Genomic DNA, 24,536 nt, shown 5'->3' with positions numbered 1-24,536 from the left:
GCGAAAAGAGAGACATCCTGGGGCACGACACCTATTCTGGAGCGTAAAGGCGCCAGATCTATCTTCTTGATATCGATGCCGTCGATGAGGATACTGCCCTTGTTGATTTCGTACAGACGCGAAATTAAGTTGATGATGGAGGTCTTACCGGCACCGGTCGAGCCGACGATCGCCACGTGCTCTCCCGGTAAGACCTTGAATGATACGTCCTTCAATACCCACTCTTTATCATATTTAAACCAGACGTTTTTGAATTCTATCTCCCCCCTGAGTTTTTTCAACTCAACGGGGTTTTGAGCGGACTTTATCCTGCTCTCTTCATCAAGCAACAAAAATATCCGCTCGCTTGACGCCATTGCGGATTGAAGCAGGGTATATGATTCGGTAAGCTGTCTGATCGGTCGGAAAAACATCTCCACATAGGAGATAAATGCGACGAGTATCCCCAAAGAAATTTTACCGGCGATCACCTGGCCGCCTCCATAGTAAAGCACGATGCCGATGCCTAAAGAACTGATGATTTCAATAACCGGCCTGAAGTACGACATCAATAAAACCTGTTTTAAATTTATCTTCAGATAGTCTTCATTTATCTCATCGAATCTTCTCAAATTATCTTTTTCCTTATTGAATATCTTGATTATTCTGATACCCGATAGATTTTCCTGAAGTGCGGCGTTCAACCGGGCGAGCTTGACCCTCACCTTCCGATAGATCGAACGTGCCCTGAGGCGGAAATAAAAAGTAATCAACAAAAGGAAAGGAATGACCGTGAATGCTATGAGGGCAAGCCGTAGGTTCATCGAGAGCATAATCGCCACAATGCCGACGAGAAGCAGAAAATCCTTTAAGAGTCGGGCGAAGATCTGGGTGAACGCCTCGTTTACCGCCTGGACATCATTGGTCGCACGTGTCACAAGCCTGCCCACGGGATTACGGTCGAAGAACCTGAGGTCCAGGCTCTGCAGTTTCTTGAATATCTTCACCCGCAACGAATGCATAAAGAACTGGCCGGCAAGCTGAGACAGGTATATCTGACTGTAATTTGCGATTCCTCCGAAGAGCACGATGACGAGAAAGATAAGGACAATCCTCACCACCCCGGAAAAATCGTTCTTCCTGACAAGGGACGCCTCTGAATGCTTCAATTTCTTTAAATCACTGTATGATATAATGATAAGACTGTCGTATTGCTCGAACAACTCCGGATGAGAAGCGACGACTGAAACCGCCTTTTCATCGAGCCGGTCGACAAAAGTGTAGTAATATCTCTCACTGCTTACCCGTTTTTCCTTCTCCCATCTGCGCAGCACCCCCATATCCACTCTTTCCAGGTCTTTCTGACTCGCGAAGTATGAATCGTCGTCGATTTTTATAAAACCCGACTGTCCGTGCACACCAGTCACCTTTCTGCCGTTTTTGATTATGTAATCGTCGATCGCAATCTTGGTTATATAAGGATATGACATCTCAACACCGGCGGCGATTATCAAAAAGAACGTCGCGGCGAGCAGATATTTTAAATAAGGCCTCATCAACTTGAAGAGCCTCGTGACAATCTTCCAATCAAAAACTTTACCGACTTCTGCTTCGCCGTAATGGTGATGGTGCATCATATCTTCTTCAACCTCATCTCAAGCTGCTGGCGCTTGAATATCTCACTATACATACCTCCGGCGCTTATCAATTCCTGATGAGTCCCCTGTTCACATATCCTGCCTTTATCAAGCACCACGATTCTATCGGCGTCCTGGAGGGCGAACACGCGATGCGAAATGACGATCGCAGTCCGCTTCTTTAATTCATGTTTTATCGCTTCAAGAATCTTCAACTCGGTCTCCGCATCGACCGAAGAGACGGCATCGTCGAGAATAAGGATCGGACGATTGAGAAGCAGGGCGCGGGCGAGGGCGATCCGCTGTTTCTGACCACCGCTCAAAGTAACTCCCCTCTCACCCACCATAGTATCGAAACCTTCGGGAAATGCCATTATCTCCTCATAGATCTGGGCGATTCGTGAAACCCTCTCGAGTTCCTCCTGGCTCGCCCGGTCGTTTCCAAGCAGGATATTATTCCTTATCGTATCTGAAAAGAGAAATGTATCCTGGGGTACATAGGCGATGCTCCGACGCAGACTCTTTATCCTGGTCTTTCTAATATCCTTGCCGTCTATGAAAATCCCACCGCTGTCTGGTTCATAAAGACGGAGCAGAAGATTCACCAGGGTCGTCTTTCCTGAAGCGACCGGTCCTGTCACTCCGATGAACTCTTTGGCGTTTATATGAAGATTAATATCTGCTAAAGCAGGAACTTCCTTATTCTGATAAGTGAAAGAAATATTCTTGAAATCGATCTCACCGACGAAACTGGAAACATCCTCAGTGCCGTCGATGATCTGAGGTTTTTCACTCATTATCTTGTTTATTCTGCGCTGGGATGCAGCACCCCGTTGAAAAAGATTTATGGTCCAGCCGATCGCCATCATAGGCCAGACCAGAATCTGCAGATAGGCGACGAATGCAACAAAAGAGCCGATCGAAATATCCCCGAATATCACATACCTTCCTCCGAGCCAGAGGACGATCACCTCACCGATCGCGGCGAAGAGCATAATCAGGGGAAAGAACATACTCCATACTGTAATCAACTTCTTGTTTTTCTGCACGTATTCTTCACTCAAACCCCTGAACTTCGCGATCTCCGCCTGTTCCTGGACAAAGAGTTTTACGACCCTGATACCGGAAAGATTCTCTCTCACCCGTTCAGTCAAAACTGCAAAAGCCTCCTGCACCCTTTCAAAAAGATGATGAATCATCCTGCCGAATTTCGTCGAGATTACGGCGATGAAAGGAAAGGGAATAAGGGCGTAAAGGGTAAGGCGGGGACTGAGATTAATCATCATTATCAAGGACGCGACTCCCAGAATAAAAACATCGATCATAATGATGAAACCGAATCCCAGCGCCATCCGTACGGCGTTGATGTCGTTCACCGCATGTGCCATCAAATCTCCGGTCTTATGTCTGTCAAAGTAACTGAAATCGAGTGTCAGGAGATGAGCGTAAAAGTCCGTCCTCAACTCCCGCTCTATTCTTCGGGATGTTCCTATGATGAAATAGCGCCAGAAGAACCGACCCACGGCGATGGCGAGTGCGATTAATACTATAATCAAAAAGTAGTACGCAAGCCCTGAAACCTCGATCATTCCCACAGCGAGTCTGTCAATCGCATTCTTCAAAACGCGCGGAATCAACAACTGGAGCAGGTCAATGACAATGAGTGCAAGAATACCGAAGAATATCCGGAATCGATACTTCAGCAGATATTTCTTAAGTTTCAAAAGTGAACGCATCGTCGATTATATTCGAAACTGCTACCTTGTCAATTATCCTCAATGCTGACTCCTCTCCACTTTTTTCTTTTTTATTTAAAGGCCTTTTTCTCCGTCATTCCTTCGTTACACTCAGGACAATATCTGAGTTTGCCTTCTTTCTCTGTCATTCTGAGTGAAACGAAGAATCTTTATCAGTCATTAGTCATTGAGATTCTTCAGTCGTCTGCTTGGGGCAGACTCCTTCAGAATGACAAAAGAGCGGGCGGAGGGATGATAAAAAGTGGAGAGGAGTCAGGAAAATCATCTCTTGACAGCGGACGGTTTTTCATTATAATTATGAAAATGAAATTCAAAATCAAAAACATAAAAAAGAATGCACCCATTGACCAGAAGAAAAAAAAGCGAGGTGGGATGAAAACCCCCGAGCTTTTAGAACAATTCCACCGATTGAAATCGAATCGAGGGTTGAAACGTTCTTCAAAGCGATCTTTTGTGATTGACTACTTTATGAAACAGGACCGCCATTACAGTGTGGAAGGCCTTTATGAAGAGGTCAAAAGGCTCAATCCGGGGATCAGCTACTCCACGGTTTACCGGACACTCAATCTTCTTGTGGAACTCGGTCTTGCGACTGCCTGTGATTTCGGAAGCGGAATATTGAAATTTGAACCTGCACACCGGGCAGGGCATCACGATCACCTCGTGTGCCGGCGGTGCGGCAGAATAATAGAATTCGAAAATCCCGAGATCGAGAAATTACAGAACAAGGTTGCGAAAAAATATCGTTTTCTCGTCGATTCTCACCGGATGGAACTATACGGTTTGTGTGAAAAATGCCAGAAACCACGCAGGAGGAATCAAAATGGCACTGATTGATTTAACCCAGATGAAATCAGGTGATACAGCAACGGTGAAAAGCATCAAAGGCGGTTTCGGGATGGTAAGGAAACTCGAGACCCTCGGGATCAGGCCCGGCGTCCGAATAAAAAAAGTGAGTGCCCAATTCATGAAAGGTCCGGTGATCGTACGCACCGGCAACACCCAGGTAGCCATCGGTTTCGGGATGGCGCACCGGGTACTCGTGGAAATCGAACAATAATGAAAATGAAAAAAATTTTGTTGATCGGCAACCCCAATGTCGGCAAGAGTGTGATTTTCTCACGTCTGACCGGCGTCAGCGTCGTCGCTTCGAACTATCCTGGAACCACCGTCGAATTCTGTAAAGGATGTTTGGGTTCGGGCGAAAACAAGATCGAGGTCATCGATGTACCGGGGACATACGGCCTCACCCCCACTTCTCCAGCCGAAAAGGTGGCGGTCAAGATGCTCGAACAGGCGATCAAAGAAAAAGAGAGTTTGGTGATCAATGTCATCGACGCCACGAACCTCGAACGGAATCTCAATCTGACACTCCAGCTTCTGAAAAAAGATATTCCCGTAATAATCGCCCTGAACCTGTGGGACGAGGCGAAACATATCGGTATCACCGTTGATATCGAAGAACTCCAGAAAATTCTCGGTGTCCCGATCATCCCCACGATCGCAATCACAGGTCAGGGGATTAAAGAACTGGTAAGCCGTCTCAATGAAGCAAAAAAAGGCACCTATCAATATCAGAATAAAGAGAGATGGCACGAAATCGGCAAGATCATCAATCGGGTGCAGACGATCAAACATAAACACCATACCTTTGGTGAGCGGTTGAGTGACCTGACGATCCATCCCTGGACCGGACTGCCCATCGCCTTTATTATATTGATCCTTCTCTTTATAATCATCCGCAATATCGGAGAAGGATTGATCAGGTACCTTTTTGAACCGCTGTTCGAATATCTATGGCTGCCTGTGATGACCGCACTCTCCGACATACTCGGCGGTCAGGGGATAATCCATGATGTTCTCATCGGTGAACTCATCGATGGAAAGATCGACTTCGGTCAATCATTCGGTCTGTTGACGACCGGACTCTTCGTACCGCTCGCCGCGGTCCTTCCGTATGTAATTGCCTTCTATCTTGTACTCAGTTTTCTGGAAGATTCAGGATATCTGCCGCGTCTGGCAGTGCTTCTGGATAAGTTCATGCACTCGGTCGGGCTCCACGGTATGGCGATCGTTCCCATGCTTCTCGGTTTGGGGTGCAATGTGCCCGGTGCTTTAGGAACACGGGTACTGGAATCAAAAAGAGAACGATTCATCGCCGCCACCTTGATGGCGATCACCATTCCCTGTATGGCTCAGCTCGCGATGATATTCGGATTGATCGGAAAATACGGGGTGAGAGGATTGCTTCCCGTCTTCTTCACGCTCTTTGTCGTCTGGTTCGCCGCCGGCATTTTGATGAATATCTTCATCAAAGGAGAAAGTCCGGAGATCTTCGTGGAAATTCCACCCTATCGTCTCCCCTATATCAAGGGGCTGATAAAAAAAGTGTGGATGAGAATCAGATGGTTTCTCCAGGATGCAATCCCTTTCGTCCTTCTCGGAGTTTTGATCGTGAATTTCCTCTATTCCTTAGGGATAATCAATTTTCTCGGCAGATTAACGGCACCCGTGGTCACCAATATTCTCGGACTTCCGATTGAGGCGGTCGCGGCATTGGTGATCGGTTTCTTAAGAAAAGACATCGCCGTAGGTATGCTCGCTCCATTGTCCCTCAGTTTAAAGCAGCTGATCATCGCAAGCGTCCTCCTCACCATGTACTTCCCCTGTGTCGCGACCTTCGTCGTGCTTCTGAAAGAACTCGGGATTATCGATATGTTCAAATCAGCTGCGATAATGATAATCTCGGCTCTTATCGTCGGCGGTATCCTCAATTTAATCTTATAAAGATGAACATCCGACGTTACAACACCGCGGAAGCCGTTTCTGAAATCTTCTCCGACGGCGTCATCGCACTCGATAAAGATTTCAAAATCATCAGCTTTTCCAGAGGAGCCGAAGTCATAACCGGCTATAATGCAGCCGAGGTCATCGGCAAGGACTACAGCCGGCTCTTCAAAAGCAGATTATGTAACAAAGATTCCCTTCTGGCAAAAGTTTTAAAGACCGGTGAACCACTGGTGAATTTCAGGGGTCAGATAAAAGATGCAGATGAGAACACAATAAATATATTGATAAACGCAACCGCACTTAAAAACATTAAAGGCGACATCGTCGGCTTAATCATCAACTTCCGCGACCTTGAAGAGATGTACAGGTTGAGTGCTGAATTATACAAGGAAACAGCACGCCTCACAGCGATCCTCAGTTCGATCAATGACGGAGTGCTTACCATTGACAATGAATGGCGGATCACCAGTTTCAATCCCGCCGCCGTGAGGATAACCGGCTTCAAAGCCGCAGAGGTTCTCGGTAAACACTGCTATGAAATACTGAAAAGCACCACGTGCAATGAAAATTGCCCTTTGAGAAAAACCATGGAGACGAAAGAACCGATCTCTGATTATGAGATAGAAATCATCAACGCCCACGGTGAAATCGTACCGATAAGTGTGAGCACTGCACTATTGATCGACGAAGAAGGTGAAATCATCGGCGGGGTTGAAACATTCAGGGACCTCTCAACCTTTAAACATCTGCGGGAAGAATTGAATATAAAATTCAGTTTCCATAATATTATAGGTAAAGACAAAAGAATGCGCGAAATATACAATCTCTTGAAAGTGATAAGTCCCACAGACACGACGGTGTTGATAATCGGAGAAACCGGCACCGGAAAAGAACTGGTCGCACGGGCGATCCACTATAACTCATCAAGAAAAAACCGACCGTTCATCAAGGTGGACTGCACCGCCCTGCCGGAAACACTCCTGGAAAGCGAGCTCTTTGGTTATAAAAAAGGTGCATTTACAGACGCCCGAAGCGATAAACCGGGGAAATTCAAACTGGCTGATAAAGGTACGATATTTCTCGACGAGATAGGAGAACTCCCGGTCTCCATCCAGGCGAAACTGCTCAGGGTGCTCGAAGAACAGAGTTTTGAACCACTCGGTGCAGTGAAAACGGAAAAGGTCGATGTCCGCATCATCGCAGCGACGAACAAAGACCTGAAAGAAGAAACAGAACAGGGTAAATTCAGAAAAGACCTCTACTACCGTTTGAACGTCGTTCCCGTAACCCTGCCGCCGCTACGCAATCGGCGTGAAGACATCCCTCTTCTCATCGAGCACTTCATCACTATATTCAACAAAAAATTCAATAAAAGGGTCAACAAAATCTCCCAGGACGCCCTCGATATTCTCCTCGATTACCCCTGGCCGGGTAATGTACGTCAGCTGGAACATGCGATCGAACACGCCTTCATCCACTGTTCAGGTAAGATCATCCAGGTCAACCACCTTCCCGACGACATCAGGGATGAATCAAACTCCCTGTTCCACAGCATCATCTCCGCGGAAAATCCGCTCGAAGAACTCGAAAAAAAAGTAATCCACGAAGCATTAAAGAAAAACGACTGGAGCCTGCAGAGAGCAGCAAATCAGTTGAAATTATCCCGTAGTACACTCTGGCGTAAAACGAAGAAATACGGCATAAAAAAGAGATAGCTCACCACCAATCCCCGAAATCACAAGAGATATCATCTTACCCCTTGACAAACCGTAAATTTTTGTTATAATTATTACAGAATGAAAACAATTACAAAAATGGAAAAATTAAAGAGCCGCTTGGAAGAAAAAGGATTAAAGCCCACTTATCCCCGACTCAAAGTGATCGAGTATCTCTCTGACAACATAAACAGCCATCCTACCGTGGAAATGATCTATGAGGCGCTTAAAGGTGAAATCCCCACAATTTCGATCACGACGATCTATAACACCCTGAACGCCTTCCTTGAGAACAAGCTGGTTGCGGCGGAGACGATCACCGGTACGGAAATCCGCTACGATATCGTCACCACCCCCCATCACCATTTTCTCTGCAAAATCTGTGGAAGGATCATCGACATTGAGATCTCCTGCCCGATCTTCGGCGACGGCAAAAAGATGATCAACGGACATAAGATTGAAGAGGTACACGGTTATTTCAAGGGAATTTGCAAAGACTGCTTAAGGAATAAGAGAAAGAACAGTAAAGGGTGATAAAAAGCTGAACCTTTCGGTGTAAACGGGCTTTAAGATGAAAGCGGAAAAGATAAATAGAAAAAAGGAGGAAAAATGAAAGAAAAAGTAACAAAGGTCCTGGAACAGATCAGACCGGGACTGCAAGCAGACGGTGGTGATGTTGAATTGGTCGAAGTTACTGAAGACGGAATAGTTAAGGTTAAATTGACCGGCGCCTGTGCCGGCTGTCCGATGAGCACCCTCACCTTGAGAATGGCGATCGAGAAAAAGCTGAAAGAAGAAATCCCGGAAGTCAAAGCAGTGGAACAGGTCTTTTGAATTTAGCGAGTCGTGATGATTGATCTACTGATTCGAATCGTCGTTGAAACCTGGGCGCTCCTTCTGGTCGTAAGCCCCTGGCTTTTAATTGGAATGCTCATCGCCGGTTTTATTCATGCATTCATCGGTGAGGAATTCATCAAGCACCATCTCGGCGGCTCGGGATTCATCCCGGTGATAAAATCAACGCTCTTCGGCATTCCGCTCCCGGTATGTTCTTGCGGTGTAATTCCCATTGCTGCGGGACTCAGAAAAGACGGAGCGTCAAAGGCGTCGACAATGGCGTTCCTCGTCTCCACGCCGACGACCGGTATCGATTCGATATTTGTGACCTATGCGTTTCTCGGAGCGGTATTTACGATTGCAAGACCTCTGGCGGCACTCATCGCCGGGATACTCGTCGGAGTACTGGTCTACACCTTTGAAAAAGAAGAACCCACCAAAATCAGCGGGCACGGTTCCCATCCCCATCTCGGCATCAAGGAAAGAGTAAGACAGGGGCTGTATTACGGATTCAGAATCCTGCCGCAGGACCTCGGTAAAACACTTCTTCTGGGTATCCTCATCGGTGGAGCACTCACCGCCCTGCTTCCCACTGACATAGCGAGTACCTATCTCTCGAATCCTCTTATCGCCTATCCCCTGATGCTGGCGATTTCCGTACCTCTCTATGTCTGCGCAATCGGTGCGGTGCCGATCGCCGCGGTGCTTCTCAGCAAAGGCCTGATAGCCGGAGCAGCGCTGGCGTTTTTGATCGCCGGTCCAGCAACCAATACGATAACCCTCGCCTTTGTCGGCAAGAAAATCGGTAAAAGAGTTCTGCTCCTCTACCTGACTTCAATCATAACGAGTGCCGTGGTCTTCGGGTTATTACTCGATCTCTTCACAAAAGGAACGACGATGAAACAATTTATGTCACCCGGAGAAAAAGTACCTTATGTGATTCAGTTCGCAGCGACGATCCTGCTGCTTCTCGTCATTCTTTTAAATTCAATAAAAAGAAAAAAGAAGGAAAGTGAAATGGACCATTCCTTTTATGTCCCGGATATGACCTGTAAACACTGTCAGATGACCATAGAACAGGCGTTGAGAAAAGTCTCCGGTGTAAAGAAGGTCGAAGTCCATCTCAACAAAAAACTGATCAAGGTGGACGGTGATCTTGATGAAGAAGTGATAATAAAAGAGATAGAGAACACTGGTTACAGCGTAAAAAAACAAAAAATGGCGCAACAGCAATAATAAGGAGGTTTTTAATGAAAAATTTAAAAGGAACTAAAACCGAAAAGAATCTTTTAACCGCCTTTGCAGGTGAATCCCAGGCGAGGAACCGTTATACCTATTTCGCATCAAAGGCGAAAAAAGAAGGTTATGAACAGATATCAGGAATCTTCGCCGAGACCGCTGATAATGAAAAAGAACACGCCGAGCGTCTTTTCAAATTTCTGGAAGGCGGTGAAGTCGAAATAAACGCATCTTTTCCCGCCGGCGTGATCGGCACGACCCTGGAAAATCTCAAAGCCGCCGCTGCCGGAGAAAACTACGAACATACTACGATGTATCCCGAATTCGCCAGGACCGCCGAGGAAGAAGGGTTCAAAGAGATCGCCGAGGTCTTCAAACACATCGCTATAGCCGAAAAACAACATGAAAAAAGATACCTCGCGCTTGCCGAAAATATTGAAAAGAAACGCGTCTTTAAACGTGAAAAACCAGTCAAATGGCGCTGTCGTAACTGCGGTTACATCCATGAAGGAACCGAACCGCCTGATAAATGTCCCGCGTGCGCCCATCCTAAGGCTTATTTCGAATTACTGGGAGAGAACTGGTAAAATGGCTGACGCGATATTAATATCAAGGAGAAACTAAATGTCTGAAGAAAGCAAAAAAGAAAAATTAAAGGAGTTGATCAAAAAATTACACGAAGGCGGTGATATCGCAAAACTAAAAGAAGAGTTCAAAAAAAAGATCGGCGACGTCACCCCTCGTGAAATTTCAAAAGCCGAAGAAGAATTGATAAAAGAAGGAATGGAGCCCGAGAAGATTCATAAACTCTGTGATCTGCATATCAGTTTAATGAAGGAATCACTTGAGAAGGAAAAGAGTATCGCTCCGCCGGGGCATCCGATTCATACCCTCATGGAAGAGCATAAAAAAGTTCTGCAGTTTGCAGATGAATTGAAGAAAGTGATAACCGTAATCAAAGATGAAAAGAAAAACGCACCGGAAAAACTGAAGCATATCGAAGACCATTTACGGAGTTCGGAAAGCCACTACGTACGGGAAGAAAACGTCCTCTTCCCTTATCTCGAAAAGCACGGCATCAAACAACCGCCGAAGATGATGTGGATGGATCACGACCAGATAAGGGAGATCAAGAAGAAGCTGTACAACGCTTTTTCTTCTTTCGACAGAATGGAATTTTCCACATACACGGCTCTCCTTGAGGAAACCGCAATCGCACTCGCCGAAACGCTCGCCAATCATTTTTACAAAGAGAACAACATCCTCTTTCCCACTGCCCTGCAGGTGATTTCTGAGGAGGAGTGGGCTGAGATTAAAAAAGAATTCGATGAACTCGGCTACTGCTGTTTCACACCCGGTTCCGCAAAAACCGGGGTGGAAAAATCAGCGGTCAAAACCGCCGATAATATAAAAGGAGGAGATATGATTGAATTCGAGACAGGTGCATTCAACCCGGAAGAGCTTGAAATGATGTTGAACAGCCTTCCCGTGGATATTACGTTTGTCGATAAAGAAGATACAGTGCGGTACTTCAATCAGGCGGAAGAAAGAATATTTCCCCGTACCAAGGCGGTGATCGGACGTAAGGTTCAGAACTGTCATCCTCAAAAGAGCGTTCATGTCGTCAATAAGATTCTCGACGACTTCAAAAAAGGCACCAGTGATAAAGCGGAATTCTGGATTACGCTCAACAACCGCCTGATCTATATCCGTTATTTCCCGGTGCGCAATCGCGAAGGCCGGTATCTCGGCTGTCTGGAAGTCACCCAGGATATAACGGAAATCAAAAAAATAGAAGGCGAAAAACGCCTTTTGTAAGAAAGGAAACAAGGATGAATTTGAAAACCCTCCATAAAATAAGTTACGGTATGTATATCGTCAGTTCTGTAAAAAAGAATAAACTCAACGGTCAGATCACCAACACCGTATTCCAGCTCACGGCTGAACCTCCGATGATGGGGGTATGTATAAACAAGAAGAACCTCACCCATGAATACATCACGGAAAGTAAGGTCTTTACGATCTCCATCCTCTCGACAGAGACACCTCTGAAACTCATCGGACTCTTCGGTTTCAGAACCGGCAGAGAAATCGATAAGTTCAGTGGTATAAAATATAAGATCGGTGAAACGGGCGCACCCGTTGTTCTGGACAAAACCATCGGGTATCTCGAGTGTCGGTTGAAAGCCGCGATGGATGCGGGTACCCATACGCTGTTCGTCGGTGAACTTGTGGACGCGGAAACAACAGCCAAAGATAAACCATTGACTTATGAATACTACCACAGGGTGTTGAAAGGCAAAGTGCCGAAAAACGCGACAACCTATATTGCAGAACCTGATGCCGAAGAAAAAGCAAACGAGGAGAAAAAGATGAATAAGTATATCTGTACAGTATGCGGGTATATATATGATCCGCAAAAAGGTGATCCCGACAGCAATATAGAGCCTGGAACACCGTTTGAAGACCTGCCTGAAGACTGGGTATGCCCGTTCTGCGGAGTGGGAAAAGACCAATTTAAAAAGGAGGAGTAAAATCATGAGTGTTCGACGAATCAAACCGGAAATCTCTTCAGTCGGTGCCATTGACTGGGACCGACGTCTCTTCGATGAGTTGATTCCCCTGCCTGAGGGAACGACATATAATGCCTATCTTATCAAAGGAAGTAAAAAGACCGCACTCATCGACACCGTGGATCCGACCAAAGAACAGGTCCTTCTCGATAACCTCAATGCCCTCGAGGTGAAGAATATCGACTATGTCATCTCCAATCACAGTGAACAGGACCACGCAGGCGCCATCCCGAGAATTCTTGAATTGTATCCGGAAGCGAAGTTGGTCACCACTGCAAAAGGCAAGGTAATGTGCATTGAACATCTCTTTATTGAAGCAGAAAGAATCATCGAGGTGGAAGACGGAAAAACACTCTCGCTGGGTGACAGAACCCTTGAGTTCATCATCGCTCCATGGGTCCATTGGCCTGAAACGATGCTGACCTATCTGCAGGAGGATAAGATTCTCTTTCCGTGTGATTTCTTCGGTTCACATCTGGCAACGAGTAAACTCTATGCCGATGAGGAAGAAAATCTCTATACTTCGGCGAAGCGCTATTATGCGGAAATCATGATGCCCTTTCGAAACAACATCAAGAAACATCTGACAAAACTTGAGAAATACGAGATAGAAATAATCGCACCGAGCCACGGGCCGATCCACAAAAATCCCGATTTCATCATCAATGCCTATAAAGATTGGATATCAGACAACGTCAAGAACGAAGTGATCCTACCTTATGTCTCGATGCACGGCAGTGTGGAAGAGATGACGGCTCATCTGATCAACGCCCTCATACAGAGAAATATCACAGTAAAACCTTTTAATCTCACCAGAACCGACATCGGAGAGCTGGCGATCGCACTGGTCGACGCCGCCACACTCATAATCGGCACGCCGACGGTTCTGACCGGTCCCCATCCCTCTGCGGTGTATGCGGCTTATCTTGCAAACGCATTGAGGCCGAAAACCAGATTCGCTTCCATCATCGGTTCGTACGGCTGGGGAGGAAGGATGCCGGAAGTGATTAAAGGCATGCTGGGAAATCTGAAAGTAGAAATTCTTCCACCGGTGGTGATCAAAGGAAGGCCGGGGAAAGAAGCATTTACGGCGCTGGACGGCCTCGCCGACAGTGTCCTGGAAAAACATAAAGAGTTGAACCTGATATAATATACAGTATACAAGGAGGTAACAATGACTGTATTTAAAGCAGAAGAAGTCTTTCAATTCGCCGTAAGGATTGAAGAAAACGGCGAGAATTTTTATCGCAAGGCGGCTGAGAAAGTCCCTGATGAAAAAACCAGCACCCTCTTTAAAAGTCTGGCGGACGAGGAAGTAAAACATAAAGAGATCTTTCAGGATATGGCTTCAAAGATCGAAAAATACGAACCGTTTGAAAATTATCCCGGAGAATACTTCGAATATCTGCGTGCGTATGCGGACAACATCATTTTCGACGATAAAAAACTCGCTGAAAAAATAAACAGCATCACAGGTCCCGTCGATGCGATAAATTTCGCGATCGACACTGAACTGGCGTCGATATTATACTACCACGACATAAAGAAACTCGTCCCCGCTGAAAAACACGACTTGATCGACCGAATCATCGAAGAAGAAAGACGACATTTCACCAGGCTTACCAAGATAAAAGAAAGTATGTAAGGAGGTCCAAGATGACGAAACGACTGCAGATATATAAATGTGAAATATGCGGGAATATCGTCGAGCTCCTCCATGAAGGTGTGGGAGAGCTCGTCTGCTGTAATCAACCCATGAAGTTGATGGAAGAAAACACCGTGGATGCGGCGAAAGAAAAACACGTCCCGGTAATCGAAAAGACCAACAAAGGTATTCTTGTAAAGGTCGGCAGTGTACCCCACCCCATGGAAGACAAACACTATATCGAATGGATAGAGCTGCTCGCCGGCGGTAAAGCATATCGGCAGTTCCTCGAACCGGGCGGCAAACCAGAGGCTTTATTTACGGTTCAAACCGGGGATGCCAGCGTACGTGAATACTGTAATCTCCACGGCCTGTGGAAAATATAAATGAAAGGAGTGCCAAGATGCCGAAATTAACCGAAGAAATGATTGAAGCCATAAAATATTCCACCACCATGGAAATCAACGGCAGAAGTTTTTACGAAGAAGCGGCGAAGATGACGCACAATGAATATGGCGAAAAGGTCTTTGAAAAACTCGCCAAGGATGAAACCGAACACATCAAAAAATTCGGCGAAATCTTCACAACCGCCCTTGACGGTGAAGAATGGAAAAAATACGTGAATCAGGAAGAGAGCAATAAAGAGAGTGTACTTGATAAACTGAAAGCACGTATAGAAAAACAGGGAAAAGAAGAACGTGCGAGTGACCTTGAGGCGCTACGTATCGGTATGGAATTGGAGCGGGATTCCATTGATTACTATAAGAAGCTGGTGGATAATACAGAAGACCAGACAGTAAAGCAGGTATTCAGTAAAATAATTGAGGAAGAAAAGTACCACTATGATCTCCTCCAGGCGGAGTATGATCAATTAACCGGTTCCGGGTTCTGGTTCGATATCGCCGAATTCAGGATGGACGGAAAATTTTAATAATAAACTTTAAAGGCGTTGACTGTGTCAAAGATACAAAAGAAAGAAACAAAGGAGGAATCAGATGCCTTTCTTAGAAGAAAGAATAAAGGGCGAAGTGACCGATCTCTTCAAAGAACTGAAAGAACCGGTAAAACTCGTCGTCTTCACCCGTGACGACAAGATCAGTGTCCCTGGATACGACTGTCCCACGTGTAAAGACAATGAAACATTGATAAAAGAAGTGGCTGAGCTTTCAAACAAGATAACCATAGAATTCTACGATTACCTCAAGGATAAAGAAAAAGTCGCGGAATATAATGTTGATAAAGTTCCCGTGACACTTGTGCTCGGTGAAAAGGACTTCGGAATCCGACTTTACGGTATCCCGGCAGGCCATGAGTTCGCCACACTTTTGAATGCGATCAAGATCGTCTCCACCTCTGACTCCGCCCTATCTCCGGAAACAAAAGAAAAACTGAAGACCCTGTCAAAACCCGTGCACATCCAGGTCTTTGTTACACTATCCTGTCCCTATTGTGCGCCGGCTGCATCATTAGCCCATCAGATGGCACTGGAGAACGAAAATATCAAGGCGGATATGATCAATGCCCAGGAATTTCCTGAGCTCGCCCAGAAATACGGAGTTTATGCCGTACCCAAGGTCGTGATAAACGAGACCACCCAATTTGAAGGTGCACTGCCGGAAAGTGCTTTCATTGAAAAGATAATAGAATCAGTAAAATAGGGTCTGAAGAGAACATAAAGTCCAAGACCTTGTTTCAAATTTGAAATTCGTTTCATTGCTGAAACAAGGTTTTGCTTTATATATTACCAGAAAAACACCTTCCTGGATTCGTGTTTCAAAAATGAAACAAACCCGGTTTAAGTAATCTAAAAAATCACTTTAAATTATATGTAAAAGTATTTATATCTCATATAATTCCCCGGAAAATCAATAGTCCATCATCCTGGCATGATTCTTGCATAATAATAGTACAGAAAGGAGGTCATTATGCCGTTTGGAAGAGGCTTTAGATGGTGGGGGTTCAATTTCGGCCCCTATAATTATCCTGTTCATCCCTTTATGGGATGGCCTGGCAGAGGAAACCCGTTTCCTTTCTGCCGGAACTTTCCCTGGCTGCCCCGCTGGTGGTGGGCAAGTCCTTATGCAGGGCAGTATGCCGCAACCATTCCATACTATGGATTTCCATATTATGGATATGGTACAGCTTATCCCTATGCGTATCCCGGTTTTTCAGTACCCCAAGCACCGAATACTGCAAACAACTAAGGAGGTGATATATGGGTCGCCATAGATATAGATGGTGGTTCCGCCTGACCGGACTACCCGGCTGGTTGAGAATGGGATTTTCACCAGGTTGGTTCGGATACAATCCTTATCAACCGGCTGTGAATCAGTTTTTTCCGCAACCCGCTCCTCAACCGGTACAGAACACTCCGCCTTTTTATCCTGATTATGCACCTTATGGTGCTGCTCCGATAACACCGGAGCAGGAATTAAATATACTCAAAGGCCAGGCAGAGGTCCTTGAAGATGAACTTCAGGGAATCAGAAATGAAATAAAAGAACTGGAAAAAGAACTTTCAGGAGGTGAATAATGAAAATCGCTGTTTCGTCGACGGGTCAGGATCTGAAATCCCAGGTCGACCCGCGCTTCGGGCGTGCTCCTTTTTTCATTGTACTCGACCCGGACACCATGGAATCAGAAGTACTTGAAAATCCCAATGTCGCTGCTATGGGCGGCGCAGGTATTCAAACCGCTCAGTTGATTGCGAACAAAGGAATCGAACTTGTACTGACCGGCAGCTGCGGGCCCAATGCCTTTCAAACCCTTCAGGCGGCGGGAGTCAAGGTTATCACCGGTGTACTCGGCACAGTGGAAGAGGCTGTTAAAAAATACAAAGCAGGACAACTGAAACCGACGACAGGGCCGAATGTCGCCTCGCACTATGGAATGCCGCCAGGGCCGGGTTTCGGCTTCGGCATGGGTGGGATGGGACGCGGCATGGGCAGAAGAATGGCGATGCTCTATAATGCACCGATGCAGGCTCCACCTCCCTTTGCACAGATGCCGCCTCAACAGGAACTCCAGGTACTCAAACAGCAGGAAGAGTTTTTGAAACAACAGCTTGAAGCGGTGAACAGAAGGATAAAAGAACTTGAAAAGAAGAAATAAATCACTATAATGTAAAGGAACAAAGGAGCAAAATGGAGCAAAAAAAGACTGATGAGAATCTCAGGATCGTTGAAAACCTAAATAAAATAAAGAATAGACTGCTTGTCTTTTCAGGCAAAGGCGGAGTGGGTAAAAGCACTGTTGCGGTGAATCTGGGTCTGGCATTAAGCGAACGGCAGCTAAAAGTAGGATTGCTGGATGTTGATATCCACGGACCCAATCTCGCCAAGATGCTCGGGGTTGAAGGCAGACAACTGGAATCCGCCGGCGACAACAGAATTCTACCGGTTTCGGTCACCAAAAATCTTGCGCTCATTTCAATGTCGTTTCTATTGCAGGATCAGACAACGCCGGTGATCTGGAGAGGGCCTTTAAAGATGAAATTAATCCAGCAGTTCCTGGGTGATGTAGTCTGGGGCGAACTCGATTATTTGATAATCGACTCACCGCCTGGAACCGGAGATGAACCGCTCTCTGTAGCCCAATTGATTCCGGCGACCGGCGCGATCATCGTAACGACCCCCCAAGAAGTTTCTCTACTCGACTCTAAAAAGGCGGTCAATTTCGCACGGAAACTCAATCTCAAGATTTACGGCATCATCGAAAATATGAGCGGTCTGATATGCCCGCACTGCGGTAAAAAAATATCTCTATTTAAAGAAGGCGGCGGTGAAGAAGCAGCAAAAGAGCTCGGTGTGGATTTCCTCGGCAGAATCCCAATGGACCCCAAGATCGTAGAATTGGGTGACGAAGGAAAACCGTTCATCATGCATCATCCCGATTCTGAAGCCGCGAATGCTTTCAATAAAATCGTCGAAAAGATAATGTCCGACAACAAGGAGGAGAAAGAATGAAGATCGTGATCTCGACTGAGAACAACTCGGTCTCCCCACATTTCGGAAGATGCCCGCACTTCACACTCGTGGATATTTCAGACGGTAAGCTTCAGAACAGAACAGTAATTGAGAATCCAGGCCACAGCCCGGGATTTCTTCCTCAGTACTTCGCTGATAAAGGTGTGGAGTGCATCATTGCCGGCGGTATGGGCGTCAGGGCGCAGAATCTGTTTGTCCAGTATGGTATCGAGACCGTGCTCGGCATCACTGGCAGGGTCGACGATGTAATCGATGAAATCATCAATGGTACGCTTAAAGGTGGTGAATCCCTTTGTGACCGTGCCCGAGGCGGTCATACAGAATGTAAAGAGCATAAGAATGAACATTGAATATGTAGCAATAATACAAGGAGGTAAAAATGCCAAGAGGTGATGGAACAGGACCCCGTGGCATGGGACCAGGTGCAGGCGGCCGTCGCGGCGGCCAGGGCCGAGGCAGAATGGGCGGCAGAGGAGCAGGTCCCGGCGGTGTATGTATCTGCCCATCCTGCGGCGCCACGATACCTCATCAAAGAGGTGTCCCCTGTGTTCAAATATCCTGTCCCAAATGCGGGGCTAAGATGACAAGACAATAAATGACTGAACAAAGGAAAAGATATGCCTATTTATGAATATAAATGTAAGGATTGTGGAAAGATTACGGAAATATTATTCAAAAGCAGAGATGAAAAGGTCGAGCTCAACTGCAGGCACTGCGGTTCGAAAAATCTGGTGAAGCAGATATCCACACCGGGTGCAATCAGAATGGGAAACGGCCAAAGCTCCGGTGCAACGTGCTGCGGCAGAGGCGAACCATGCGACACTCCTCCCTGTTCTGCAGACGGTTCGTGCCACCGAATCTAATTTCAGCAATCTCAGGTAAGTAAGACGACAATTTTTCTGGGTGGTGAGGATTATTTATGGCGGACGTGAAGCGGAAAACAATGTATGTGAACAGCGCGCTGTGTGCGGGATGCGGATTATGCCTGAACAGCTGCCCTAAGAATGCGATCTCGATCCACCTGAATAAAGCCCGTATTGATGACAGCCGATGCATCGGCTGTCAAAACTGTGTAAACGTCTGTCCGCTCAATGCTATAACCCCGAACGATTCAGACGATTCCTCCGGGACATGGAAGGTGAAGGATCTGAGGAACAGAATAGAACGGATTAGAGAAAAAATATCACAGTTGTCACGTTCTGTTGAAAAACTTAAAACCCGCTGACTGGTATGATTATATCATTTGCAAGCGGTAAGGGTGGAACCGGAAAGACCACGCTCTCCACGAACTTCGCTGTTTTTCTGGAAGAACATTTGAAAAACAACGGGAGCGAACTTTATTTCCTGGACTGTGATGTCGAAGAGCCCAACGCCGCACTCTTTTTAAAACCGATAATCGATGATACGGAAAGAGTAAATATCATGGTTCCAACCGTCGATTTCACGAAATGCAATTTTTGTGGAAAGTGTGCCGAAGTCTGCGCCTACAATGCAATCGCCGTAATGAAGAACAACGTATTAATCTTTGCTGAACTGTGTCACGGGTGCGGCGGCTGTACCCTTCTCTGCCCGAAAAAAGCGATTTCTGAAATCCCCAGGGAAATCGGATTGATAGAAAAAGGCAGGGCGGGAAGAATCAATTTTCTTCACGGCAGGTTGAATGTCGGGGAACCTATGGCGACCCCGCTCATCAAGGTGCTCAAGAAACAGATCCAGGATGCACGGTCGAAGATCACCGTCATCGACGTTCCGCCGGGAACTTCCTGTCCGGTGATTGAATCGGTCAAAAACAGTGACTTCACCGTGCTCGTCACTGAACCGACGCCCTTTGGTCTAAATGACCTGCACCTGGCCGCCGAAACATTGAAAAAATTAAAGATACCTGCAGGGGTGATCATAAATCGAAGCGGAAAAGGCGATCAATTAATTGAGAAATACTGCCGCGAAAAAGAACTTCCACTCCTTCTCAAAATACCTATGGATATCGAAATCGCAAAAGCATATTCCCGGGGTGAAACAATATTCAGCAGGGACCGCCGTTATCAAACAGGGTTCAACACATTATTCAAAAAAATACTTGAATTGGTGGATAAGAGGGATATACTATAGAAAACGGACTGGAAGAAGGAGTGTATGATATCTGAATATCTTCATATATTGAGTCATACTCTAATGATTACGGTCTTCGTCTTCATAATGATGGTGATCGTGGACTATCTCAATGTACTGACAAAAGGTAAACTGTCCCATATAATGCGCGGCGGCAAGTTCAGACAGTACACGGTGGCGTCTTTTCTGGGCGCCACGCCGGGATGCCTCGGTTCGTTCTTGAATGTCACCTTCTATGTTCGTGGACTCATATCCTTTGGTGCGATCGTCGGAGCGATGATCGCCACGAGCGGCGACGAAGCATATGTGATGCTGGCGATGTTTCCGAAAACAGCGCTCCTGCTTTTTGTTCTTCTCTTCATCTTGGGAATCATCTTCGCCTGGGTTACGGACAAACTCGTCCCTCTCTTCAAAATCAAACCCTGTGAAGAATGCAGATTCTCTCCTCTTCATCTCGAGGATGAAAAATGCCAGTGTTTTGATCCGTCGTTCTGGAAAAAATTCCCCAGATTTCTCGTGCAGAGAATAATGACCCTTTTGTTAATCATTATCTTTCTTGTATTACTTGTGCTCGGTATTGCAGGACCTGATTCCTGGAACTGGCAGAAGATAACCCTCTTTATCTTACTGATCATCGGCGGTCTGATCATCGGAACCACTCCTGACCATTATCTGAAAGAACACATCTGGGACCACATATTCAAAGAGCATATATGGCGCGTATTTTTATGGACGCTCTTCGCTCTCTTGATAATCCACATCAGTCTTGAACATTGGGATCTCTCGGAATTCGTAAAAACCAACCGTCTCGGGATTCTCTTTATAAGCGCCCTGCTCGGCATAATCCCGGAATCCGGACCACATCTTATATTTGTGACGATGTTCTCCCGGGGATTAATTCCGTTCTCGATTCTCCTGACGAGTTCGTTCATTCAGGACGGGCACGGTATCCTTCCCCTTCTTTCATATTCAATAAAAGACTCCATCCTGATAAAGGTATTCAACATCGCCTTCGGTCTCATCGTCGGAATCATACTCCTCAGCATGGGGTTGTAGTGAAACAGCTACTGATAATAAGCGGCAAGGGCGGAACCGGAAAGACCGTAATCACCGCATCACTTGCGCATCTTTTGAAAAACAAAGTCATCGTCGACTGCGATGTAGATGCTGCAGACCTGCATATATTACTCCATCCCCGAATAAAAGAAAAACATTCCTTTCAGGGGATGCCGAAGGCGGAGATCGACCTGGAGCAGTGTACTGGTTGCGGAGAATGCATCAAGGTATGTAAGTACGACGCCATCTCCCCGCAATTCATCGTCGACCCGGTTTCCTGTGAAGGCTGCCGGGTGTGCAAATATATCTGCCCGGTGCAGGCGATTACGATGAAAGAGAATATAAGCGGTGAGTGGTATATATCAGAAACAGAATACGGTCTGTTTCTGCATGCAAAATTGGGAATCGCCGAGGAGAACTCCGGGAAACTCGTCTCCGTGGTGCGGCAGCGCGCAAAAGAAACGGCTGAAAAGAAGAACGCCGACTATGTGCTCATCGACGGCCCGCCGGGAATCGGTTGTCCGGTGATCGCCTCACTTTCGGGAATCAACCTTGCACTCATAGTGACCGAACCGACGATATCCGGCATCCATGATATGGAAAGGGTGATGAACGTCGCAAGCCACTTCGGTGTACGTACGGCGTGTGTGATAAACAAATTCGACATAAATATCGAAAATACGGAAAGAATCGAAAAATGGTGTGAATCCAGAAAGATTCCGGTTCTGGGTAAAATACCATTCGACGAAAACATCATTGAATCCATCATCGTAAATAAACCTTTTGTTGCGTACAGCCGGAATCCTACTGCAAAGATAATAGAAGATATAAAAGAAAAATTACTCCAGCTGTTGACTCAGTAAAGAATTTGGATATTATATAATACGGTGCAGAAATATGAGTAAGCTTTTGATTGTATCAAACAGATTACCTGTAACCGTCGCCAAAAGGGGCGGCAGTCTGAAACTCCAGTCGAGTGTCGGCGGACTGGCGACAGGACTCGATTCTTTCCATAAGGTATATAAAAGTCTCTGGATAGGATGGCCCGGATATGTGTCGAGCAAATTCGAGGAAGAAAAAAAGATCATCGAAAAAAAATTATCCGTCAAGAAATGCTATCCGGTCTTCCTCTCCCCTTATGACGTGGAAAATTATTACTATGGATTCTGCAACAAAATCATCTGGCCCTTATTCCATTATTTTACACAACATGTGGTATATGAAAAGAAATTCTGGAATGCCTACCTCAGGGTGAATAAACAGTTCTGCAGGATGGTCAGTAGAATCGCCAAACCAAAGGATAAAATATGGATACATGATTATCAACTGATGCTGCTCCCTCAGATGCTTCGGGAAAAACTTCCTGATGCGACGATCGGATTTTTCCTCCATATCCCGTTTCCATCCTCTGAAGTCTTCAGACTCCTCCCCTGCCGTACGGAAATAATCGAAGGAATCCTGGGAGCGGATTTAATAGGCTTCCACACCCATGACTATGTGCACCACTTTACGGAAAGCGTCCGGCGACTGCTCGGCTACGAATATGTGCTGGGCCACATCAACGCCTGCCACCGCAAGGTGAAGGTCGACGCCTTTCCTATGGGCATCGACTATATGAAGTACCACAATGCCTCATACAGTTCTGCGGTTCAGAAAGAGATAACCCGGATACGAAAAAAACTGGGTGACAGAAAGATCATCGTGAGCATCGATCGACTGGACTATACCAAAGGAATCCCGGAAAGGCTGGAGGCGTTCGATCTCTTTCTGGAGAGGAATCCCAGTTACAGAAAAAGAGTCACCCTGATTCTCGTCGCCGTGCCCTCACGGACCAATGTCGAACATTATGTTCTCCTGAAAAAACAGGTTGACGAACTGATCAGCAGAATAAACGGAAAATACGGCGACATCGGCTGGGTCCCGATCTGGTATCTGTATCGTTTCCTTCCCTTTGAAAAGCTCGTCTCACTATATAATATCGCCGACGTCGCACTCGTCACGCCTCTACGGGACGGGATGAATCTCATCGCCAAAGAGTTTATCGCAAGCAAGACAAACGGCCACGGTGTTCTCATCCTCGGAGAGATGGCGGGAGCGGCGAAAGAACTCGGCGAAGCGATAATCGTAAACCCGAATAATAAAGAAGAGATCGTCGAAGCCATTGAGAAGGCGCTTGTCATGCCTGAGAACGAGCAGATCAGACGCAACAAAGTTATGCAGAAACGTCTGCAGCGGTATAATGTGGAACGGTGGGCGCATGATTTTATGGACAGAATGCAGCACATAAAAAAACTCCAGAAAGAACTGTGTATGAGTAAACTCAACTGGAAATTGACGACACAACTCATAAACGATTATATCAAAAGCAAAAGCAGATTGATCCTGCTCGATTACGACGGCACGCTGACTTCTTTTACTGAAAATCCAAGTGATGCGTATCCGAGTAAAGAAGTAAAAAAACTGCTGGCGGCGCTGGCAAAGGAAAACAGAAACAACGTCGTCATCGTAAGCGGCCGCCGCAGAGAAACACTCAATGAGTGGTTTCCCACAGAATCCCTGGGGCTCATCGGGGAACACGGAGTCTGGATCAAGGACAAAAACAGTACCTGGCAGCTCATCGAACCCTTAGGGAACGAATGGAAGAAACAGATTAAACCGATCCTCGAAATATATGTGGACCGTACACCCGGCTCTTTCATCGAGGAAAAAGACTATTCACTCGTCTGGCACTATCGCAAAGCAGACCCTAAATTGGCACTGATACGTTCCGGAGAATTAAAGGATGCGATAACGAACCTGACCGGTAATCTCAATCTCGGCATCCTCGAAGGAAGTAAGATTCTCGAAATTAAAAATACGGGAATCAACAAAGGTCGGGCTGTGATGTACTGGTTGAATAAAAGAAAATGGGATTTTATTATGGCGATAGGTGATGACTGGACAGACGAAGACATCTTTGCGGTACTGCCTCCTCACGCCTACTCGATTAAAGTCGGATTGGGATTTTCCAAAGCACGATATAATGTGGACAATCCCGCCGAGGTGATAAAATTATTGAAGAGGCTCGCCAATCTGTAAATCTCCAGGCCGTCCCGAACCATCTCATCTCTACAAAATTCTTGCAAATATTCGTAATATATATATAATCTTAGCACAATCTTTTTAAGAAAGGAGCATCAAGAGATGGCGCATAGAATAGACGATTATGCAAAG

Annotated in this window: 29 protein-coding genes; 27 read left to right on the top strand and 2 right to left on the bottom strand. The window is 46.2% G+C overall.

The features are described 5' to 3' along the window. Positions 1–1,616: ABC transporter ATP-binding protein (locus ENI34_10145; GenBank protein ID HEC79480.1), on the bottom strand; the 1,616-nt coding region annotated here is incomplete at its 3' end. After that, entirely contained in the window at positions 1,613–3,352 is a 1,740-nt protein-coding gene (locus ENI34_10140) for an ABC transporter ATP-binding protein (protein ID HEC79479.1), read from the bottom strand. The genes ENI34_10145 and ENI34_10140, both read right to left, overlap by 4 nt. Before the next feature lie 393 nt (positions 3,353–3,745). Between ENI34_10140 and ENI34_10135 the strand changes: the two genes are divergently transcribed. The 27 genes from ENI34_10135 to ENI34_10005 all read left to right on the top strand — a co-directional run bounded on the left by ENI34_10135 (position 3,746) and on the right by ENI34_10005 (position 24,401). After that, positions 3,746–4,210 carry a transcriptional repressor gene (locus ENI34_10135; protein ID HEC79478.1) on the top strand — a complete coding sequence of 155 codons (465 nt, stop codon included), beginning with the start codon at positions 3,746–3,748 and terminating at the stop codon, positions 4,208–4,210. Beyond that, on the top strand, positions 4,197–4,433 hold the full coding sequence (locus ENI34_10130) for a ferrous iron transport protein A (GenBank protein ID HEC79477.1): 237 nt from the start codon (positions 4,197–4,199) through the stop codon (positions 4,431–4,433). The genes ENI34_10135 and ENI34_10130 overlap by 14 nt, the downstream gene beginning before the upstream one ends. Positions 4,434–4,438: 5 nt before the next feature. Next, positions 4,439–6,160 carry a ferrous iron transporter B gene (locus tag ENI34_10125; GenBank protein ID HEC79476.1) on the top strand — a complete coding sequence of 574 codons (1,722 nt, stop codon included), beginning with the start codon at positions 4,439–4,441 and terminating at the stop codon, positions 6,158–6,160. 362 nt (positions 6,161–6,522) lie between these two features. Further along, on the top strand, positions 6,523–7,878 hold the full coding sequence (locus ENI34_10120) for a PAS domain-containing protein (protein ID HEC79475.1): 1,356 nt from the start codon (positions 6,523–6,525) through the stop codon (positions 7,876–7,878). Between the two features lie 99 nt (positions 7,879–7,977). Then, a complete protein-coding gene (locus ENI34_10115) occupies positions 7,978–8,412 on the top strand; it encodes a transcriptional repressor (GenBank protein HEC79474.1) in 435 nt (144 codons plus the stop codon). A gap of 75 nt (positions 8,413–8,487) precedes the next feature. Further along, positions 8,488–8,712 (top strand): NifU family protein, encoded by a 225-nt coding sequence (locus tag ENI34_10110; protein ID HEC79473.1) that lies wholly within the window; start codon positions 8,488–8,490, stop codon positions 8,710–8,712. A gap of 15 nt (positions 8,713–8,727) precedes the next feature. Continuing rightward, entirely contained in the window at positions 8,728–9,951 is a 1,224-nt protein-coding gene (locus ENI34_10105) for a hypothetical protein (GenBank protein ID HEC79472.1), read from the top strand. Positions 9,952–9,965: 14 nt separating this feature from the next. Continuing rightward, complete coding sequence (locus ENI34_10100; protein ID HEC79471.1) at positions 9,966–10,541, top strand: rubrerythrin family protein; 576 nt, start codon at positions 9,966–9,968, stop codon at positions 10,539–10,541. A gap of 37 nt (positions 10,542–10,578) precedes the next feature. After that, complete coding sequence (locus ENI34_10095; GenBank protein HEC79470.1) at positions 10,579–11,772, top strand: DUF438 domain-containing protein; 1,194 nt, start codon at positions 10,579–10,581, stop codon at positions 11,770–11,772. A gap of 14 nt (positions 11,773–11,786) precedes the next feature. Then, positions 11,787–12,488 (top strand): High molecular weight rubredoxin, encoded by a 702-nt coding sequence (locus ENI34_10090; protein HEC79469.1) that lies wholly within the window; start codon positions 11,787–11,789, stop codon positions 12,486–12,488. Between the two features lie 4 nt (positions 12,489–12,492). Beyond that, the gene (locus tag ENI34_10085; GenBank protein HEC79468.1) at positions 12,493–13,677 is read left to right on the top strand and encodes an FprA family A-type flavoprotein; all 1,185 of its coding nucleotides are present in this window, start codon (positions 12,493–12,495) and stop codon (positions 13,675–13,677) included. Positions 13,678–13,701: 24 nt separating this feature from the next. Further along, positions 13,702–14,172 (top strand): hypothetical protein, encoded by a 471-nt coding sequence (locus ENI34_10080; protein HEC79467.1) that lies wholly within the window; start codon positions 13,702–13,704, stop codon positions 14,170–14,172. 11 nt (positions 14,173–14,183) lie between these two features. Then, the gene (locus ENI34_10075) at positions 14,184–14,558 is read left to right on the top strand and encodes a desulfoferrodoxin (GenBank protein ID HEC79466.1); all 375 of its coding nucleotides are present in this window, start codon (positions 14,184–14,186) and stop codon (positions 14,556–14,558) included. A 17-nt stretch (positions 14,559–14,575) separates the two neighbouring features. After that, complete coding sequence (locus ENI34_10070) at positions 14,576–15,103, top strand: hypothetical protein (GenBank protein ID HEC79465.1); 528 nt, start codon at positions 14,576–14,578, stop codon at positions 15,101–15,103. A gap of 64 nt (positions 15,104–15,167) precedes the next feature. Then, complete coding sequence (locus ENI34_10065) at positions 15,168–15,830, top strand: glutaredoxin (protein HEC79464.1); 663 nt, start codon at positions 15,168–15,170, stop codon at positions 15,828–15,830. A 267-nt stretch (positions 15,831–16,097) separates the two neighbouring features. Continuing rightward, entirely contained in the window at positions 16,098–16,376 is a 279-nt protein-coding gene (locus tag ENI34_10060) for a hypothetical protein (protein ID HEC79463.1), read from the top strand. Between the two features lie 11 nt (positions 16,377–16,387). Next, complete coding sequence (locus tag ENI34_10055) at positions 16,388–16,705, top strand: hypothetical protein (GenBank protein HEC79462.1); 318 nt, start codon at positions 16,388–16,390, stop codon at positions 16,703–16,705. Beyond that, positions 16,705–17,283 (top strand): dinitrogenase iron-molybdenum cofactor biosynthesis protein, encoded by a 579-nt coding sequence (locus tag ENI34_10050; GenBank protein ID HEC79461.1) that lies wholly within the window; start codon positions 16,705–16,707, stop codon positions 17,281–17,283. Before ENI34_10055 ends, ENI34_10050 begins: the two co-directional genes overlap by 1 nt. Positions 17,284–17,315: 32 nt before the next feature. After that, positions 17,316–18,137 (top strand): ATP-binding protein, encoded by an 822-nt coding sequence (locus ENI34_10045; protein ID HEC79460.1) that lies wholly within the window; start codon positions 17,316–17,318, stop codon positions 18,135–18,137. Next, positions 18,134–18,508: a hypothetical protein gene (locus ENI34_10040; protein ID HEC79459.1), complete on the top strand. Its 375-nt coding sequence runs from the start codon at positions 18,134–18,136 to the stop codon at positions 18,506–18,508. The genes ENI34_10045 and ENI34_10040 overlap by 4 nt, the downstream gene beginning before the upstream one ends. A 29-nt stretch (positions 18,509–18,537) precedes the next feature. Beyond that, complete coding sequence (locus tag ENI34_10035; protein HEC79458.1) at positions 18,538–18,753, top strand: hypothetical protein; 216 nt, start codon at positions 18,538–18,540, stop codon at positions 18,751–18,753. A 22-nt stretch (positions 18,754–18,775) separates the two neighbouring features. Beyond that, the gene (locus ENI34_10030; GenBank protein ID HEC79457.1) at positions 18,776–19,021 is read left to right on the top strand and encodes a zinc ribbon domain-containing protein; all 246 of its coding nucleotides are present in this window, start codon (positions 18,776–18,778) and stop codon (positions 19,019–19,021) included. A 56-nt stretch (positions 19,022–19,077) separates the two neighbouring features. Continuing rightward, positions 19,078–19,383, top strand: coding sequence for a 4Fe-4S dicluster domain-containing protein (locus tag ENI34_10025; GenBank protein ID HEC79456.1), 306 nt, complete (start codon positions 19,078–19,080; stop codon positions 19,381–19,383). Positions 19,384–19,388: 5 nt separating this feature from the next. Then, the gene (locus tag ENI34_10020) at positions 19,389–20,267 is read left to right on the top strand and encodes a (4Fe-4S)-binding protein (protein ID HEC79455.1); all 879 of its coding nucleotides are present in this window, start codon (positions 19,389–19,391) and stop codon (positions 20,265–20,267) included. A 24-nt stretch (positions 20,268–20,291) separates the two neighbouring features. Further along, on the top strand, positions 20,292–21,323 hold the full coding sequence (locus tag ENI34_10015; GenBank protein HEC79454.1) for a selenocysteine protein: 1,032 nt from the start codon (positions 20,292–20,294) through the stop codon (positions 21,321–21,323). Beyond that, on the top strand, positions 21,323–22,186 hold the full coding sequence (locus tag ENI34_10010) for a 4Fe-4S dicluster domain-containing protein (protein ID HEC79453.1): 864 nt from the start codon (positions 21,323–21,325) through the stop codon (positions 22,184–22,186). The genes ENI34_10015 and ENI34_10010 overlap by 1 nt, the downstream gene beginning before the upstream one ends. Before the next feature lie 34 nt (positions 22,187–22,220). Further along, complete coding sequence (locus ENI34_10005; GenBank protein HEC79452.1) at positions 22,221–24,401, top strand: bifunctional alpha,alpha-trehalose-phosphate synthase (UDP-forming)/trehalose-phosphatase; 2,181 nt, start codon at positions 22,221–22,223, stop codon at positions 24,399–24,401. Positions 24,402–24,536 lie beyond the last annotated feature (135 nt).

This window comes from candidate division WOR-3 bacterium (assembly GCA_011052815.1).
GTDB lineage: Bacteria > Hydrothermota > Tepidihabitantia > SM23-42 > SM23-42 > DRIG01.
The sequence above is the reverse complement of the archived record's forward strand: the minus strand, read 5'-3'. Positions and strand labels throughout refer to the sequence as shown.